This is a genomic window from Kosakonia sacchari SP1 (assembly GCF_000300455.3).
GTDB lineage: Bacteria > Pseudomonadota > Gammaproteobacteria > Enterobacterales > Enterobacteriaceae > Kosakonia > Kosakonia sacchari.
The window spans coordinates 4,777,334-4,794,018 of the sequence record NZ_CP007215.2 but is presented as its reverse complement, the minus strand read 5'-3'; the positions used below and the strand labels follow the sequence as shown (position 1 = coordinate 4,794,018).

Here is a 16,685-nt window from a genome sequence, read left to right as displayed (position 1 = left end):
CGGCAGGCTATGCGCAAATCGGCGTCGAAAATTTAAGGTGAGGTCGAAAACCCTTAATTACTATTTTGAGAACATTTCTCAAGACCGGGGCCATCATGACCGTATTGCATAGCGTGGATTTTTTTCCGTCAGGTAAATCACCCGTTGCCATTGAACCGCGATTGCCCCAGGCCGCGTTTCCGGAACATCATCATGATTTTCATGAAATTGTGATTGTTGAACATGGAACGGGGATTCATGTGTTCAATGGTCAGCCTTATACCATCAGCGGCGGGACGGTCTGTTTTGTGCGCGATCATGACCGCCATTTGTATGAACATACCGATAATCTCTGTTTGACCAATGTGCTGTACCGTTCGCCGGATGCGTTCCAGTTCCTTGCCGGGTTGAACCAGTTGCTGCCGCAGGAGCAGGACGGGCATTACCCATCGCACTGGCGGGTAAGCCAACACACGCTGGGGCTGGTGCGCGGCATCATTAGTCAGATGGAAGAGATGGGCAGTGAAGCGACAACCCATGACATTGCCAACCGCGAGATCCTGTTTATGCAGTTGCTGGTGTTATTGCGTAAAAGCAGCCAGCAGGAAGATGCGGGCAACAGCGATGCGCGGCTCAACCAGCTGATGCTGTGGCTGGAGGATCACTTCGCCGAGGATATTTGCTGGGAGTCGCTGGCGGAACAGTTCACCTTGTCGTTGCGTACGCTGCACCGCCAGCTAAAACAGTCCACCGGCATGACGCCGCAGCGCTATTTGAACCGCCTGCGGTTGATTAAAGCGCGCCATATGCTGCGCCATAGCGACGAGAGTGTTACCGATATCGCCTTTCGCTGCGGTTTCGGCGACAGTAACCACTTTTCGACGCTGTTTCGCCGCGAGTTTGACTGGTCACCGCGTGATATCCGCCAGGGGCGCGACACGCTGCTTCAGTAACGAGAAGGCTATCACCGATTTTTTGCCGGGCTTCCGTTAATAATGTCAGGTTGTTCACGGCAGAGGTGGCGTTGTGGCTGGTCAGTTAATTCTTCGTAAAGCAGACTTTTTCCCGCGCGCCGGACAGGCGGTCGCGGTGGCCGATCGCTACCCGCAAAATGTTTTTGCCGAACATACCCATGAGTTCTGCGAACTGGTGATGGTGTGGCGCGGCAATGGTTTGCACGTGCTTAATGGCCGCCCTTACCGCATTACGCGCGGCGATCTGTTTTATATTCGCGCCGAAGATTGCCACTCTTACGCCTCGGTTAATGACCTGGTGTTGCAGAACATTATCTACTGTCCGGACCGGCTGACGCTGAACCTCGACTGGGCGGCGCATATTCCGGGGCTTAACGGCGCGCCAGGGAACCCGCACTGGCGTATTGGCAGCAGCGGAATGGCGCAGGCGCGGCAGGTGATTACGCAACTGGAACATGAGAGCGCGAAGGACGATCCGCTGGCCAATTTGATGGCGGAAACCCTGTTTGCCCAACTGGTGATGACCTTAAAACGGCACCGTTTTGCCACCGATAACCTTGCCGCGACCCATAGCGAAACGCTGCTGGATAAGCTTATTACCGCGCTTTCCGGCAGCCTGAATCGCAGCTTTGTGCTGGAGCGTTTTTGTGAACAGGAACAGTGCAGCGAGCGGGCGCTGCGCCAGCAGTTTCGTACTCAAACCGGGATGACCATCAACCACTATTTGCGTCAGTTGCGCATTTGCCACGCGCAATTTTTGTTGCAGCACTCCGAGCAGATGATCAGCGAAATCGCCATGCAGTGTGGCTTTGAGGACAGTAATTACTTTTCGGTGGTGTTTAGCCGCGAGGTAGGGATGACGCCAGGTCAGTGGCGTCATCGTAGCCGGGTTGCTGCCTGATTAGCTCGCCATGCCGAGGCCGACGATATTGGCGGCGACAATGATTACCACACAACCGAGACTCAGCACACTTACCGGTTGTCGTCCGGCGTTCTTCCACTCTTTGAGCACCAGCCCAACCAGCCCGCCGCACAGCACATAGAAGCTCATATGCAGCATCCAACTAATGTAGTCATACTGCCCCGGAATACGCGCATGGCCCCAGGCGTAGAAGAAGAATTGCAGATACCACATCAGGCCGCCCAGCGCGGAAAGCAGGATATTGCTGATGATCAGCCCTTTTGCCAGCGAGAAGTCGGCTTTTAGCGACAGGTTTTTTACTTTTGCCAGGCGGATAAAACAGAAACTCAGGTTGACCAGCGCACCGCCGCCCATGATCACCACATAACTTGGCAGCGCAGTGTAGAGCGGGTCGATACCCAGTGCGGCAGCGGCTTCGTGCATTGGTTTGGCGGCATTCATCGCAAAGGACATCCCGGCAGAGAACACGCCGCACATTACCGCCAGCGCTAACCCTTTTCTCAGGTTGAACTCTTCGGCTTTGATGCCCATTTTGCGCTCTTTCAACTGACCGGCGCGGGTGACAATGCCAACGCCAATCAACGCTACCAGCACACCCAGCAGCGTCATCCGCCCGCCTTCGGTGTTGATCAGCACATCGAAGTGACCGTTGAGGATCGGCGTCATCAACGTACCGACAATCAGCGTAATGCCAATGGCGATACCAATGCCCATCGACATGCCTAAGTAGCGCATGGTCAGGCCATAGTTGATGTTACCGATGCCCCACATTGCGCCGAAAAGAAACACCGGCAGCAGAGTTGAAGCGCTAAACGAACTGAAATAAGCCCAAAAATCAGGCAATAACAGCGCGCTGATAGTCCAGGGAAGGATCAACCAGGAGACGATGCCGCCGATTGACCACATGGTTTCCCAGGACCAACTTCTTACCTTTTTAAACGGGGCATAGAAACAGGCTGCACTGGCTGCACCTATCAAATGCCAAAAAATACCCATCGTAATCGCGTTACTCATTTCACAATCCTCTTTGTTTTTATCGCCGGGATACGAGCAGCCGACCTGATGAGTGTAAAAATCGGTCAGAGGATTAACCTTGAGGCGTTTGCCGCGTTGCGTTGCAGGCTGGCAATGAGCGCATGATGAGGGTGAGCGGCTTCACAAATTCAATAACATAACCAAAAGTTATAACCTTATTAAAACTACGGCATTGATAAACATTTTCAATATCATTTAATTAACTATAATGAACCAACTGCTTACGCGGCGTTAACACAATAGCCGCTTACCCTTAATGGAGATGAATATGAGCTATACACTGCCCGCTCTGCCGTATGCATACGATGCCCTCGAACCGCATTTCGACAAGCAGACGATGGAAATCCATCACACTAAACATCACCAGACCTACGTGAACAACGCAAACGCCGCGCTGGAAAGCCTGCCGGAGTTCGCGAGCCTGCCGGTTGAAGAGCTGATCACCAAACTGGACCAGCTGCCAGCAGACAAAAAAACCGTACTGCGTAACAACGCAGGCGGTCACGCTAACCACAGCCTGTTCTGGAAAGGCCTGAAAAAAGGCACTACCCTGCAGGGCGATCTGAAAGCCGCTATCGAGCGTGATTTCGGTTCCGTGGACAATTTCAAAGCTGAATTCGAAAAAGCAGCGGCAACTCGCTTTGGTTCCGGCTGGGCATGGCTGGTACTGAAAGGTGACAAACTGGCTGTGGTTTCTACCGCAAACCAGGATTCCCCGCTGATGGGTGAAGCGATCTCTGGCGCGTCTGGCTTCCCGATCGTGGGCCTGGATGTGTGGGAACACGCTTACTACCTGAAATTCCAGAACCGCCGTCCGGACTACATCAAAGAGTTCTGGAACGTGGTGAACTGGGACGAAGCTGCTGCACGTTTCGCTGCGAAAAAATAAGCCGCTTTCGTCACGCATTAGCGCGTGAGTCGAAACCCCGCCAGGCATTGCCGGCGGGGTTTTTTTATTCCTTTTGTCTGCCATAAACCAAAAGGAACGATGATCCTAAAATAATGAAATAATGTTTTGTTATGGTTGTTTGATCACTTTTCTCGCATTAATCCGGGTCTACGCTCTCTTCATCCGCGCGGCTGTTGTTCCGTTTAACCGGAGTGCCAGCGCCATAAAAATCGAACGGTTTTTACAGGTGAAGATATGCAAATCAAGCGTGCAATAGAAAAAATCCCTGGCGGGATGATGCTGGTTCCATTGTTCATCGGTGCCTTGTGCCACACTTTTGCGCCCGGCGCAGGGAAGTATTTCGGTTCGTTCACCAACGGTATGATTACCGGCACCGTGCCGATCCTGGCGGTGTGGTTTTTTTGCATGGGCGCGTCGATCAAACTGAGCGCGACCGGTACGGTGCTGCGTAAATCCGGCACGCTGGTGGTGACGAAAATCGTGGTCGCCTGGGTCGTGGCGGCTGTCGCGTCGCGGTTGATTCCGGAACACGGCGTGGAAGCGGGTTTTTTTGCCGGACTATCGACACTGGCGCTGGTAGCATCGATGGATATGACCAACGGCGGGTTGTATGCCTCCATCATGCAGCAGTACGGCACTAAGGAGGAGGCCGGGGCATTTGTGCTGATGTCGCTGGAATCCGGTCCATTGATGACGATGATTATTCTCGGCACTGCCGGGATTGCTTCTCTTGAACCGCATGTGTTTGTCGGCGCGGTGCTGCCATTCCTCGTGGGGTTCGCGCTGGGTAATCTCGACCCGGAACTGCGCGAGTTCTTCAGCAAGGCAGTGCAAACACTGATTCCGTTCTTCGCCTTCGCGCTTGGCAACACCATCGATTTAAGTGTGATTGCACAAACCGGGCTGCTGGGGATTTTGCTGGGTGTCGCGGTGATTGTGATTACCGGGATCCCGCTGATAATTGCCGATAAACTGATTGGCGGCGGTGACGGCACTGCGGGCCTGGCAGCCTCCAGTTCGGCTGGTGCTGCGGTGGCAACGCCGGTGCTGATTGCTGAAATGGTGCCGGACTTCAAAGCGATGGCGCCAGCCGCGACCGCGCTGGTGGCGACTTCGGTGATCGTTACCTCGATCCTGGTGCCGATTCTAACTTCCGTTTGGTCACGAAAAGTGAAAGGGGCGGAAGCGGAAATGTCGATACGAAACACCGTGAAATAACGGAATGAAGCCGACCTTTACAGGCCGGCTTTTGCATTAGCGGATAGCAAAAACAGTGTCGATAATATTGCACTGATCTTCATTGAGGGCGCCACCGAAGTTACGGGCGACGGGTGTACAGTAGCCAAATTTGCGCGATACCACGGTTTTGATGGTAGTAACAAAATCGTCGCCGATGCTGTAGATGGCCATAAATTTGCCGATCTCTTGCTGCACCTGATGCAGCGTTGCCACATCACCTTGCCGCCACGCTTCCCGCGCTTTTACGAACAGCTCCGGCATCACGTTGTTTAAGCCTGAAATCACTCCTGCGCCGCCCGCCAGCAGGTTGGGAATGAAATATTCGTCGTAGCCGCACAGCACGGCGAAATCATCGCGCACGTTCTTGGTTGCCAGAATCATATTGCGGGTGTGCGACTGGCAATCCACGGTGTCTTTAATGCCAGCAAAATCGGGGAATTCGGCGGCCAGCGTCGCCACCAACTCGGGGGTTAAATCGCAGCCGGTTCGCGCCGGGAAGTTATAGGCAAACCATTTGCCGCTGATCGCTTTGCCCAGCGCGCGGAAGTAGCTTAAAAGCTGGTTGCTGGTTTGCCCATAGTAATAAGGCGGCAGCACCATCACGGCTTCATAGCCGGTGCGGTAGGCTTCATCGGCCATCCACAGAATGTCGTTAAAACAGGTGGAAGAGACGTTAGCCACCATCGAAATGGGCGACATAGCGCGCGCTTCACGAATCAGCATTACGCGTTCGTCCAGTGAGAAAGAGGCGAATTCGCCAATGCTACCCATCAGCAATACCACGTCGATTTTCGCCGCCGTCAGGCGGGTAATATGCTGCTTTAATCCATTGAGATCGATGTTGCCTTCACTGTCCATCGGCGTGATGGAAGGACACCAGACGCCGGAAAAGGGGATTGTTTGCGTCACGTCACTGCCTCCTCGATTAATGAAATCATGTTTCAAAAGCGTAAGGTAAGTGATAGCACGGCACAGAGGCGCACATGTGCATGAATGTCTCATTTTTGCAGGTTTGGTCTGCGAACAATTGTGGTGTAATACCGTGATGAACGAAGCCTGTTGGAGGGAATATGCAACATCCGGTTGACGTATTTGTAGGAAAAATAAGGGATTATCAGGGCAGCCGACCGAGCGCCATCGCAAAATTGCAGGTTGAAGGCGAACTCATGCTCACCGAAACCGGCATTGCCGGAGACGAGCAGGCGGAAAAGAGTTACCACGGTGGGACGGATCGTGCGTTGTGCCACTACCCGCGAGAACACTATGCACACTGGGCGCAGATGTTTCCGCAGCAGGCGGCATTATTTTGTGCCCCGGCGTTTGGCGAAAACCTTTCCACCAGCGGCCTGACAGAGAAAAATGTCTTTATCGGCGATATCTTTCGCTGGGGCGACGCGCTGATTCAGGTGACGCAACCGCGCTCGCCCTGTTTCAAACTCAATTTCCACTTTGGTATCAGCGATATGTCAACGCAGATGCAGTCCAGCGGCCGCACTGGCTGGCTTTATCGGGTGATTGCGGGCGGCAATGTATCGGCTGAAGCGCCGCTGGAGCTGGTTTCACGCGTGAGCGATGTCAGCGTCTATGACGCGGCGGCGATTGCCTGGTTTCAGCCGTTTGACGACGAGCAATATCATCGCCTGCTGGCAGCAGCGGGATTGTCGGCGAGCTGGACGCGTACGATGCAAAAGCGGCGTTTGAGCGGCACGATTGAAGATAATTCGCGCAGGTTGTTGGGAAAATAAAACGCCCCTCCGGTGAACGGAGAGGGCGAGTTATCAAGCGCGTTTATATAACGGCAGCCATATCGTCAGGCGTAAACCGCCGAGCGGGCTGTCGTCTGCTTTTACCCAGCCGCGATGCTGCTGGATAGCGGTTTCGACAATCGCCAGACCAAGCCCCGTACCGCCGGACTCGCGATCGCGCGCTTCATCGGTGCGGTAGAACGGGCGGAAAATCTGTTCCCTGTCTTCCGGGCTGACGCCGGGACCGTCATCGTCCACGTTAATGGTGATGCCGTCTTTATCCACCGCGAAACTGACTTCGATTTTGCTGTGCGAGTAACGCAGCGCGTTGCGCACAATGTTTTCGACCGCACTTTCCAGCGCGCTGGGGTTACCGTACAGCGGCCATGGGCCCGGCGGGAAATTGATGGTCAGGGATTTGCCCATCTGCTCCGCTTCAAACGCCGCGTTATCCAGCACCTCATTCCACATCTGATTGGCTTTCACCGTTTCGCTGACCAGCGCGTTTTTCTGCTGATTGCGCGACATCACCAGCAGATCGTTGATCATGCTGTCCAGCCGCTGTGCTTCAGTTTCAATACGCTCCAGCTCTTTGCTTTCGCCGCTGCGGCGACGCAGCAGGGCGGTGCCGAGCTGCAAGCGTGTGAGCGGTGTACGCAGTTCGTGCGAGATGTCGGAAAGCAGGCGCTGCTGCGCGGTCATCATGCGTTCGAGCGCTGTCACCATCTGGTTGAAACTGGCGCCGGCGGCCAGAAACTCTTGCGGCCCTGATTCCAGTTCCGGATGCTGCCGCAAGTTGCCTTGCGCCACTTCATCCGCCGCATTTTTCAACTTACGCGCCGGTTTCGCCAGGCTCCATGCCAGCCACAACAGCAGCGGCGAGCTGATAAGCATGGTGACAATCAACAGCAATAACGGGCGGTCAAACAACAGGTTGATAAAGTCAGATTGCGAACTGCTGGCGGGACGAATCAGATAGAGTTGGTAGTTATCTTCCCCGTCACGAACGGAGAAGGGCCCTACCATTTCGACCCGGCCATATTTCTTTTTCTGCGGATGGTCGGAGTTGTCCGCCTGGCCGATGAAGTTACGGATGATTTGCATCTCGTTGCGTTCGGCGCCAATGACGCGCCCTTCGCTGGTCACCAGCAGCAGACGTTGACCCGGCGGCGCCCATTTGTCGATGGCGCGGAAAAGCCTGCGCCACCACATCAGATCGTTCGGCGGGTCGTTCGACAGTTCCGCTTCAACATGCTGTTCAATCATCACGCCCTGACGCTGCTCACTGTCCAGCAATTCCGTCATCTGACGGGAGTCCAGCTTTGGCACCATCAAAACCAGCATCAATACCAGCGCCAGCGTTAACCAGAAAATGGCAAAGATGCGGGCGGTCAAACTTCCTATCATGAAGCGGACACCATCAGATAACCGCGGCCGCGCAGGGTTTTAAACCACGGATGCCCATCTTTACGCTCTGGCAGTTTGCGGCGCAGATTGGAAATATGCATATCAATAGCGCGGTCGAACGGCGTTAAACGTTTACCCAGCACTTCCTGGCTCAAATGTTCACGCGATACCACTTGGCCTAAATGTTGCGCCAGCAAGTAAAGCAGCGTGAATTCAGTGCCGGTCAGTTCCAGCGCCTGGCCTTCAAAGCTGGCTTCCTGACGACCCGGATTAAGACTCAGCGCGTCCACTTCAAGCGTGGGTGAGCCGTTATCGTTGTTTTGCTGCTGCTCGCTCCAGTGCGAGCGGCGCAAGATTGCGCGAATACGCGCGACCAATTCACGATCGTTAAACGGTTTTGGCAGATAGTCATCCGCGCCCAGCTCAAGGCCGAGAACGCGATCGAGTTCGCTGCCGCGTGCGGTCAGCATAATGACCGGTGTCTGGTGTGTCTGGCGTAGCTCTTTAAGTGTGTCGATACCGTTTTTCTTCGGCATCATGACATCAAGCAAAAGCAGGTCAATGCTGTCGTCGAGGAGGTCGAGCGCCTGCTCCCCGTCATGGGCAACGAGCACATTGAAACCTTCCATGTCGAGTAGCTCCTTTAACAGGGAAGTAAGCTCTCGGTCATCATCTACTAAAAGGATTTTATTCATTGTTTAAATACCTCCGAGGCAGAAATTACGTCATCGAGACTCGCTAATCCATGACTTTACGTTGTTTTACACCCCCTGACGCATGTTTGCAGCCTGAATCGTAGACTGATTATCGTTGAATCGTGAGACGAAAAGGTTACTGGAGTAAATGATGCGCATCGTTACCGCTGCCGTCATGGCCTCAACGCTGGCGTTTAGCACCGTTAGCCAGGCTGCTGGCGTCGTAACAGGCGATAACTGGCACCCGATTGATGGGTTTGCACAGCGCAGTGTTCAGAGCCATATGTTCGACGGTATTAATTTAACCGAACATCAGCGTCAGCAGATGCGGGATTTAATGAGGCAGGCGCGGCACGATCAGCCTCCTGTAAATGTTAGCGAAATGGAGACAATGCATCGCCTTGTCACCGCAGAAAATTTTGATGAAAACGCTGTGCGCGCTCAGGCAGAAAAAATGGCGCAGGAGCAAGTTGCTCGTCAGGTTGAAATGGCGAAAGTCCGCAACCAGATGTACAACCTGCTTACACCGGAGCAGCAAGCGGTTTTAAACCAGAAACACCAGCAACGGATGACGCAACTGCGCGAAGTCGCACAGATGCAACAAAGTTCTCCGTCGACAGTTTTAAGTAGCAGTAGTACCCGGCATTACCAGTAACAAACCCTGTTTTCCTTGCCATAGACACCATCCCTGTCTTCCCCCACATGATGTGGGGGTTTTTTTTGCCCGCAATTCCACCGCTTAATTTCCCCATTGCTGTTGCCTGGCTTTCGTTATAATCCCTGCTGGATCCAAGCAGGAGCGTTTATGAATCAATCCTATGGGCGTCTGGTCACCCGGGCAGCGGTTGCGGCGACCGTCATGGCATCGTCACTGCTGGTAATTAAAATCTTCGCGTGGTGGTTTACCGGTTCGGTCAGTATTTTGGCGGCGCTGGTTGATTCGCTGGTGGATATTGCTGCGTCGCTAACCAACTTGCTGGTTGTACGCTATTCGCTGCAACCTGCTGACGAAGAGCACACATTCGGTCACGGAAAGGCGGAATCGCTGGCGGCGCTGGCACAAAGTATGTTTATTTCTGGTTCAGCCTTGTTCCTGTTTTTGACCGGTATTCAGCACCTTGCTAAGCCTGAACCGCTTCGTGATGCTGGCATTGGTATTACGGTCACGTTGATCGCGCTGTTTAGCACTGTGATCCTTGTCACTTTTCAGCGCTGGGTCGTGCGGAAAACCCACAGCCAGGCGGTGCGGGCGGATATGCTTCATTATCAGTCTGATGTTATGATGAACGGCGCAATTCTCATCGCGCTGGGGCTCTCCTGGTATGGATGGCATCGTGCCGATGCATTGTTTGCGTTGGGTATTGGCAGCTATATTTTGTATAGCGCGTTACACATGGGGTATGACGCAGTTCAGGCATTGCTGGACAGAGCTTTACCCGACGAAGAGCGACAGGAAATTTTCACCATTGTCACCTCCTGGCCGGGCGTCAGCGGCGCTCACGATCTTCGCACGCGGCAGTCAGGGCCGACCCGCTTTATTCAAATACATCTGGAAATGGAAGATAACCTGCCGCTCGTTCAGGCGCATCTTATTGCTGAGCAGGTAGAACAGGCGATTCTGCAACGTTTCCCGGGTTCTGATGTGATAATCCATCAGGATCCTTGTTCGGTAGTACCTCAAGGACGATAAGCACGTAGAGGCTTTCGTATTTCGTTGTAAAAAGTGAGCCAGACCAACTTTTTGTGTATAAATTACCGCCATTTGGTCTGACCTGAATCAATTCAGCAAGCTGGGATTGATATACTATTTGCAGCATAGTTGTTCGCTCCCACAGGGGAGTCGCTTCGGGCCACAGAATTTTATTTTGCATTCCTAAGTTCAGAGGTAGTCATGATTAAAAAAATCGGTGTGTTGACAAGTGGCGGTGATGCGCCAGGCATGAATGCCGCGATCCGCGGTGTCGTCCGCGCAGCATTGACAGAAGGTCTGGAAGTTGCAGGTATCTATGACGGTTACCTCGGCCTGTACGAAGACCGCATGATCCAACTTGACCGCTACAGCGTGTCCGACATGATCAACCGCGGCGGTACATTCCTCGGCTCCGCCCGCTTCCCGGAATTCCGTGAAGAGCATATCCGCGCCGTGGCTATTGAGAACATGAAAAAACGCGGTATCGACGCGCTGGTTGTTATCGGCGGCGACGGTTCCTACATGGGTGCTAAACGCCTGACTGAGATGGGTTTCCCGTGCATCGGTCTGCCGGGCACCATCGATAACGACGTAGCAGGTACCGACTACACCATCGGTTACTTCACCGCCTTGCAAACCGTGGTGGAAGCCATTGACCGCCTGCGTGACACCTCTTCTTCCCACCAGCGTATTTCCATCGTTGAAGTGATGGGTCGCTACTGCGGCGACCTGACGCTGGCGGCGGCGATTGCGGGCGGTTGCGAGTTTATCGTACTGCCTGAAGTGGAATTCAACCGTGAAGATCTGGTAGCAGAAATCAAAGCGGGTATCGCCAAAGGTAAAAAACACGCCATCGTAGCGATTACCGAGCACATCTGCGATATCGACGAGCTGGCGAAATACATCGAAAGCGAAACCCAGCGTGAAACCCGCGCCACCGTTCTTGGTCATATCCAGCGCGGCGGTTCTCCGGTGCCTTACGACCGCATTCTGGCTTCCCGTATGGGTTCTTACGCGATCGAACTGCTACTGCAAGGTTATGGCGGCCGTTGTGTTGGTATTCAGAACGAAAAAATGGTGCATCACGACATCATCGATGCTATCGAGAACATGAAACGCCCGTTCAAAGGCGACTGGCTCGACTGCGCGAAAAAACTCTACTAAGAGCAAGAACGCCCTCAATAACGAGGGCGTTTTTTTATCCTGATTTATTCCCAAAGTTATAGCCAATCTTTTTTTATTCTTTAATCATTGGATGTCTTTCTGGCAGTCTGGCGACATCAAAATCGATAACTTTAAGAGAGCGGGCGATGAATAAATGGGGCTTGGGGATTACATTATTGCTGGCTTCTACCAGCGTTCTGGCAAAGGATATCCAGTTATTAAACGTCTCTTACGATCCAACGCGTGAGCTGTATGAGCAATACAACAAAGCTTTCAGCGCGCACTGGAAACAAGAGACTGGCGACAACGTTGTGATCCGTCAGTCCCATGGCGGCTCCGGCAAACAAGCAACATCGGTTATCAACGGTATCGACGCCGATGTGGTAACTCTGGCGCTGGCCTACGATGTCGACGCGATTGCAGAACGTGGCCGTATCGATAAAAACTGGATCAAACGCTTGCCAGACAATTCCGCTCCGTACACTTCGACCATCGTTTTCCTGGTCCGTAAAGGCAACCCGAAACAGATTCATGACTGGAACGATCTGATTAAACCCGGTGTTTCAGTGATCACGCCGAACCCGAAAAGCTCCGGCGGCGCACGCTGGAACTACCTGGCTGCCTGGGGCTACGCGCTGCATCAGAACGGCGGCGATCAGGCAAAAGCGCAGGAGTTCGTCAAAGCGCTGTTTAAAAATGTCGAAGTGCTGGATTCCGGCGCACGCGGTGCGACCAATACCTTTGTTGAGCGCGGCATCGGTGATGTATTGATTGCGTGGGAAAACGAAGCGCTGCTGGCAACGAACGAACTGGGCAAAGACAAGTTTGAAATTGTCACCCCGAGCGAATCTATTCTCGCAGAACCGACCGTCTCTGTTGTCGACAAAGTGGCAGAGAAGAAAGGGACTGAGAAAGTCGCGGAAGCCTATCTGAAATATCTCTACTCGCCGGAAGGCCAGGAGATTGCCGCGAAGAACTTCTATCGTCCGCGTGACGCGCAGATAGCGGCGAAATACGCCAGCGCGTTCCCGAAACTGAAACTGTTCACCATTGATGATGTGTTCGGTGGCTGGACGAAGGCGCAAAAAGAGCACTTCTCCAACGGTGGTACGTTCGACCAAATCAGTAAACGTTAATCCCCCCAAACGCCCTCATAAGAGGGCGTTTTTGCTTTTCACCTGCGTAAAATCCAGGATTTCCAACTTGCCCTGCAATTTGCGCTATCATTCCGGTTCTTTCAGCAAAGGAAGCGGAAAAAATGAAAACAGTGCGTCGCATCGTCATTATTCTGTTGGTGCTGGCCTTACTGGCAGCGGCGGGAGCGTGGTTATGGTTTAAAAACAGCGGTAACCCGGATGCGCTGCGTCATATTGTCACCGAACAATGTTTACCGAACATGCGCGAGCATAACTCGCCAAAACCCTGCGCCCAGGTGAACCTGAAAAGCGGCTATGTGTTGATGAAAGATCGCAATGGGCCGCTGCAGTTTTTGCTGATGCCAACTTATCGCATCAACGGCACGGAAAGCCCGTTGCTGCTGCAACCGGCAACGCCCAACTTCTTCTGGCAAGCGTGGCAATCCCGCGATGTGATGAGCAAACTGCGTGGTAGTACGGTGCCGGACAACGCCATCTCGTTGACCATTAATTCACGCTCCGGGCGCACACAGAACCATTTTCATATCCATATCTCCTGCCTGCGTTCCGATGTGCGCACGCAACTGAATGACAATGCCGCACGTATCAGCAGCCAGTGGTTAGCGTTTCCTGGCGGTCTGCTCGGTCATCAATATTTAGCGCGCCGCGTGACAGAAGCGGAGTTGGTGCAACGCAGCCCGTTTGTGATGCTGGCAGAAGAAGTGCCGGAAGCAAAAGCGCATATGGGACGATTCGCGCTGGCAATGGCACAGCAGGCCGATGGCTCATTTGTGTTGCTGGCCACCGAGCGTGATCTGTTAGCGCTAAACCGCGCATCGGCAGAGGAAATTCAGGATCATCAATGCGATATCCTGAAATAACCCCACCATAATTCACGTTTACTCCGTCTGCCTGTCACCGTAGACTTGCTGAAAAAATCTACAGGAGACAGGCATGTCGCTCTGGTTTGCTCACCCTCTGTTCCTTCCCTCTGTCATTGTCGGCATCACCATCGTGCTGTGGGCCACCTCGTTATTGCCGGAATTTATCACCGCGCTGCTGTTTTTTACGGCGGCGATGGTAGCGAAAATTGCGCCGCCGGACGTCATTTTTGGCGGTTTCGCTTCATCGGCCTTCTGGCTGGTGTTCAGCGGTTTTGTGCTCGGTGTGGCAATACGCAAAACCGGTCTGGCGGATCGGGCGGCGAGAGCATTATCGGCAAAGCTGACCGACTCATGGCTGCAAATGGTCGCAAGCGTCGTACTGCTAAGTTACGCGCTGGCGTTTGTGATGCCTTCGAACATGGGACGCATTGCGTTGTTGATGCCAATCGTCGCAGCAATGGCAGCGCGCGCAGGCATTAACGAAGGGACGCGCTCCTGGTATGGGCTGGCGCTGGCGGTCGGTTTCGGCACTTTTCAGTTATCGGCAACCATTTTGCCCGCCAACGTACCAAACCTGGTGATGAGCGGCGCGGCAGAAGGCTCTTACGGCATTCATCTTAACTATGTGCCTTATCTGCTGTTGCATACGCCGGTGCTTGGCATTTTAAAAGGGCTGATCTTGATTGGCCTTATTTGCTGGCTTTTTCCCGGTCAGCCACGTGCGCCCCGCGAGCAAGCCCCTTCTGAACCGATGAGCCGGGCAGAGAAACGGCTGGCGTGGATGCTGGCGGTGGTGCTGACGTTGTGGGTTACCGAAAGCTGGCACGGCATCGGGCCTGCGTGGACGGGGCTAGCTGCCGCCTGCGTGACGCTGCTGCCGCGCGTGGGGTTTATCACGGGTGATGAATTTTCCAGCGGCGTGAATATTCGCACCTGTATCTATGTGGCGGGAATTCTTGGCCTGGCGATTACGGTGACGCAAACCGGGATCGGTAGCGCCGTCGGTGATGCGCTGCTGCATGTGATGCCGCTCGATTCGGCGCGGCCATTCACCAGTTTCCTGGCGCTGACCGGCATTACCACCGCCCTGAATTTTATTATGACCGCTAACGGCGTACCTGCACTGTTTACTACGCTTGCGCAGAGTTTTGCCGACGCCACCGGTTTTCCGTTGTTGTCAGTGATCATGATTCAGGTGCTGGGATATTCCACGCCGCTGTTGCCGTATCAGGCGTCGCCGATTGTGGTGGCGATGGCGCTCGGCAAAGTGCCGGCGAGATCGGGGATGCTGCTCTGTCTGGCACTGGCAGTGGTGACGTATCTGGTGTTGTTACCGCTGGATTACGCGTGGTTTAGCATGTTGGGGAAATTGTGAGGTAAAACCCTCTCCCGGGTGGGAGAGGGTAAAACAGAATTACGCCTGTTTTGCAGCTTCTGCCGCTTTAACGATCACCGCAAAAGCGTCTGCTTTCAGGGATGCGCCGCCAACCAGTGCGCCGTCGATATCCGGCTGGGTGAACAGCTCAGCTGCGTTGCCAGCGTTAACGGAACCGCCGTACTGAATGATCACTTGTTCAGCCACTTTCGCGTCGGCTTTAGCAATGTGGTCACGGATAAATTTGTGAACAGCCTGTGCCTGAGCCGGGGTAGCGGATTTGCCGGTACCGATAGCCCAAACCGGTTCGTAGGCAATTACCGCGCCTTCGAATGCCGCCGCGCCCTGCGTTTTCAGCACGGCGTCGATCTGACGTGCGCACACTTCTTCGGTTTTACCGGCTTCGTTTTCTGCTTCGGTTTCACCGATGCACAGAACCGGCGTCAGACCCTGCGCTTTCAGCACAGCGAATTTTTTCGCGATCAACTCGTCGGATTCTTTGTGGTAAGTACGGCGCTCAGAGTGGCCGATGATGATGTATTTCGCGCCAATATCTTTCAGCATTTCGGCAGAGGTTTCGCCGGTGAATGCGCCAGACAGGTTAACGTCAACGTTTTGCGCGCCCAGTACGATGTGGCTGCCGTCAGCCGCATGTTTAGCCAGATCGAGGTACATTTCCGGCGGAGCGATTGAGACAGCACAACCCGTTACGCCAGCCAGCTCGGTACGCAGGTTTGCAACCAGTTCGTTTACCATGTGGCGGCTGCCGTTCAGTTTCCAGTTACCCATCACTAAAGGATGTCGCATTTTTACTCTCCACGCGCTTGGCGAATTAAGGAATATGGCCGCCCCTCAGGGCAGCATGGTCTGTGAAACAGTATAGAGATTCATCCCCTGAAAGGCTTTGCTTTTTGTCATTTATTGTTCTCTTCCAGCGAATCAGATAGCGTCAGCTTAATCGGTTCAACAGCGAAGGTCAGCCCTTTTTCGCCGTTGTCTGCCACCACATAGCGAATCGCACCTTCCGTTTCGGCGTAGTAAGGTTTGTTTTTGCCGTTAGTCAGCAATTTTTGCAGCTTTTGCGTACTTTGCGCGGCGGTTAGCGTCGGTGAAAAGGCGCGGATAAACGCCGCCATATACTCCTGAGCCTTTGCTTTCGCCGCTTTTTGCTCCGGGCCTTGCACTGGCAGCCAGGTAATCTGCATCGATTTGATTTTCAGCGTGCCGCGCTCCAGCGCCGTCGAGGCGTAGAGGTAATCATTGATTTTCGTGGCTGCGCGCGTCAGGTTCGCCTGATCGCCCCGGCTATCCACCGCGCGAAATTCGCTGAGTGCCAGCGTTGGGTTATCGGTGTTGAATTTCTCTCGAAACTGACTAATCGACTGGTCAAATGTCGGTGCGCCCGGCCATAAATAGGGCGCAGTGGTGGCGGTCGGCGGCTCTTCTGCATGAATCGGCATGCTGAAAATCAGCGCGGAAAAGAGCAGCCAAATGGGATAACGCCATGCTTTCATTCACTTCGCCCTCTGT

Annotated in this window: 16 protein-coding genes and 1 pseudogene; 11 read left to right on the top strand and 6 right to left on the bottom strand. The window is 53.8% G+C overall.

Annotated elements, in window-relative coordinates; all coding sequences use genetic code 11:
* The first annotated feature begins 95 nt into the window (after positions 1-95).
* Together rhaS and rhaR are read left to right on the top strand one after the other, a co-directional pair.
* Entirely contained in the window at positions 96-932 is an 837-nt protein-coding gene (gene rhaS, locus C813_RS45615; RefSeq protein WP_017459662.1) for an HTH-type transcriptional activator RhaS, read from the top strand.
* 73 nt (positions 933-1,005) lie between these two features.
* Positions 1,006-1,854 carry an HTH-type transcriptional activator RhaR gene (gene rhaR / locus C813_RS45610; protein ID WP_017459661.1) on the top strand — a complete coding sequence of 283 codons (849 nt, stop codon included), beginning with the start codon at positions 1,006-1,008 and terminating at the stop codon, positions 1,852-1,854.
* Here rhaR and rhaT read toward each other — a convergent pair whose 3' ends face one another.
* On the bottom strand, positions 1,855-2,889 hold the full coding sequence (rhaT, locus tag C813_RS45605; protein WP_017459660.1) for an L-rhamnose/proton symporter RhaT: 1,035 nt from the start codon (positions 2,887-2,889) through the stop codon (positions 1,855-1,857).
* Positions 2,890-3,178: 289 nt separating this feature from the next.
* Here rhaT and sodA point away from each other — a divergent pair, with 289 nt between their 5' ends.
* Complete coding sequence (gene sodA, locus C813_RS45600) at positions 3,179-3,799, top strand: superoxide dismutase [Mn] (protein WP_017459659.1); 621 nt, start codon at positions 3,179-3,181, stop codon at positions 3,797-3,799.
* 255 nt (positions 3,800-4,054) lie between these two features.
* Complete coding sequence (gene kdgT / locus C813_RS45595; RefSeq protein ID WP_017459658.1) at positions 4,055-5,038, top strand: 2-keto-3-deoxygluconate transporter; 984 nt, start codon at positions 4,055-4,057, stop codon at positions 5,036-5,038.
* Positions 5,039-5,074: 36 nt separating this feature from the next.
* Here the strand turns inward: kdgT and C813_RS45590 are convergent, their stop codons facing one another.
* Positions 5,075-5,917: a dihydrodipicolinate synthase family protein gene (locus tag C813_RS45590; protein WP_046199738.1), complete on the bottom strand. Its 843-nt coding sequence runs from the start codon at positions 5,915-5,917 to the stop codon at positions 5,075-5,077.
* 212 nt (positions 5,918-6,129) lie between these two features.
* On the opposite strand from C813_RS45590, the pseudogene yiiM reads away from it, so the two are divergent.
* A pseudogene (yiiM, locus tag C813_RS45585) lies at positions 6,130-6,820 on the top strand (6-hydroxyaminopurine reductase).
* A 17-nt stretch (positions 6,821-6,837) separates the two neighbouring features.
* Here yiiM and cpxA read toward each other — a convergent pair.
* Both cpxA and cpxR read right to left on the bottom strand, forming a co-directional pair.
* On the bottom strand, positions 6,838-8,211 hold the full coding sequence (gene cpxA / locus C813_RS45580; RefSeq protein ID WP_017459655.1) for an envelope stress sensor histidine kinase CpxA: 1,374 nt from the start codon (positions 8,209-8,211) through the stop codon (positions 6,838-6,840).
* Entirely contained in the window at positions 8,208-8,906 is a 699-nt protein-coding gene (gene cpxR / locus C813_RS45575; RefSeq protein WP_017459654.1) for an envelope stress response regulator transcription factor CpxR, read from the bottom strand. Before cpxR ends, cpxA begins: the two co-directional genes overlap by 4 nt.
* 151 nt (positions 8,907-9,057) lie before the next feature.
* On the opposite strand from cpxR, the gene cpxP reads away from it, so the two are divergent.
* From cpxP to C813_RS45545, 6 genes are all read left to right on the top strand, one after another.
* The gene (gene cpxP / locus C813_RS45570) at positions 9,058-9,561 is read left to right on the top strand and encodes a cell-envelope stress modulator CpxP (RefSeq protein ID WP_017459653.1); all 504 of its coding nucleotides are present in this window, start codon (positions 9,058-9,060) and stop codon (positions 9,559-9,561) included.
* A 150-nt stretch (positions 9,562-9,711) separates the two neighbouring features.
* Entirely contained in the window at positions 9,712-10,596 is an 885-nt protein-coding gene (fieF, locus tag C813_RS45565; protein ID WP_017459652.1) for a CDF family cation-efflux transporter FieF, read from the top strand.
* Positions 10,597-10,797: 201 nt separating this feature from the next.
* Positions 10,798-11,760 carry a 6-phosphofructokinase gene (gene pfkA, locus C813_RS45560; protein ID WP_017459651.1) on the top strand — a complete coding sequence of 321 codons (963 nt, stop codon included), beginning with the start codon at positions 10,798-10,800 and terminating at the stop codon, positions 11,758-11,760.
* Between the two features lie 146 nt (positions 11,761-11,906).
* A complete protein-coding gene (locus C813_RS45555) occupies positions 11,907-12,896 on the top strand; it encodes a sulfate ABC transporter substrate-binding protein (protein WP_017459650.1) in 990 nt (329 codons plus the stop codon).
* 122 nt (positions 12,897-13,018) lie between these two features.
* Entirely contained in the window at positions 13,019-13,777 is a 759-nt protein-coding gene (locus tag C813_RS45550) for a CDP-diacylglycerol diphosphatase (protein WP_017459649.1), read from the top strand.
* 73 nt (positions 13,778-13,850) lie between these two features.
* Entirely contained in the window at positions 13,851-15,155 is a 1,305-nt protein-coding gene (locus C813_RS45545; RefSeq protein WP_017459648.1) for an SLC13 family permease, read from the top strand.
* Positions 15,156-15,194: 39 nt separating this feature from the next.
* On the opposite strand, the gene tpiA is transcribed toward C813_RS45545, so the two are convergent.
* Positions 15,195-15,962, bottom strand: a complete 768-nt coding sequence (tpiA, locus tag C813_RS45540) for a triose-phosphate isomerase (protein ID WP_017459647.1) — start codon at positions 15,960-15,962, stop codon at positions 15,195-15,197.
* Positions 15,963-16,069: 107 nt separating this feature from the next.
* The gene (locus C813_RS45535) at positions 16,070-16,669 is read right to left on the bottom strand and encodes a DUF1454 family protein (protein WP_017459646.1); all 600 of its coding nucleotides are present in this window, start codon (positions 16,667-16,669) and stop codon (positions 16,070-16,072) included.
* Positions 16,670-16,685: the final 16 nt, after the last annotated feature.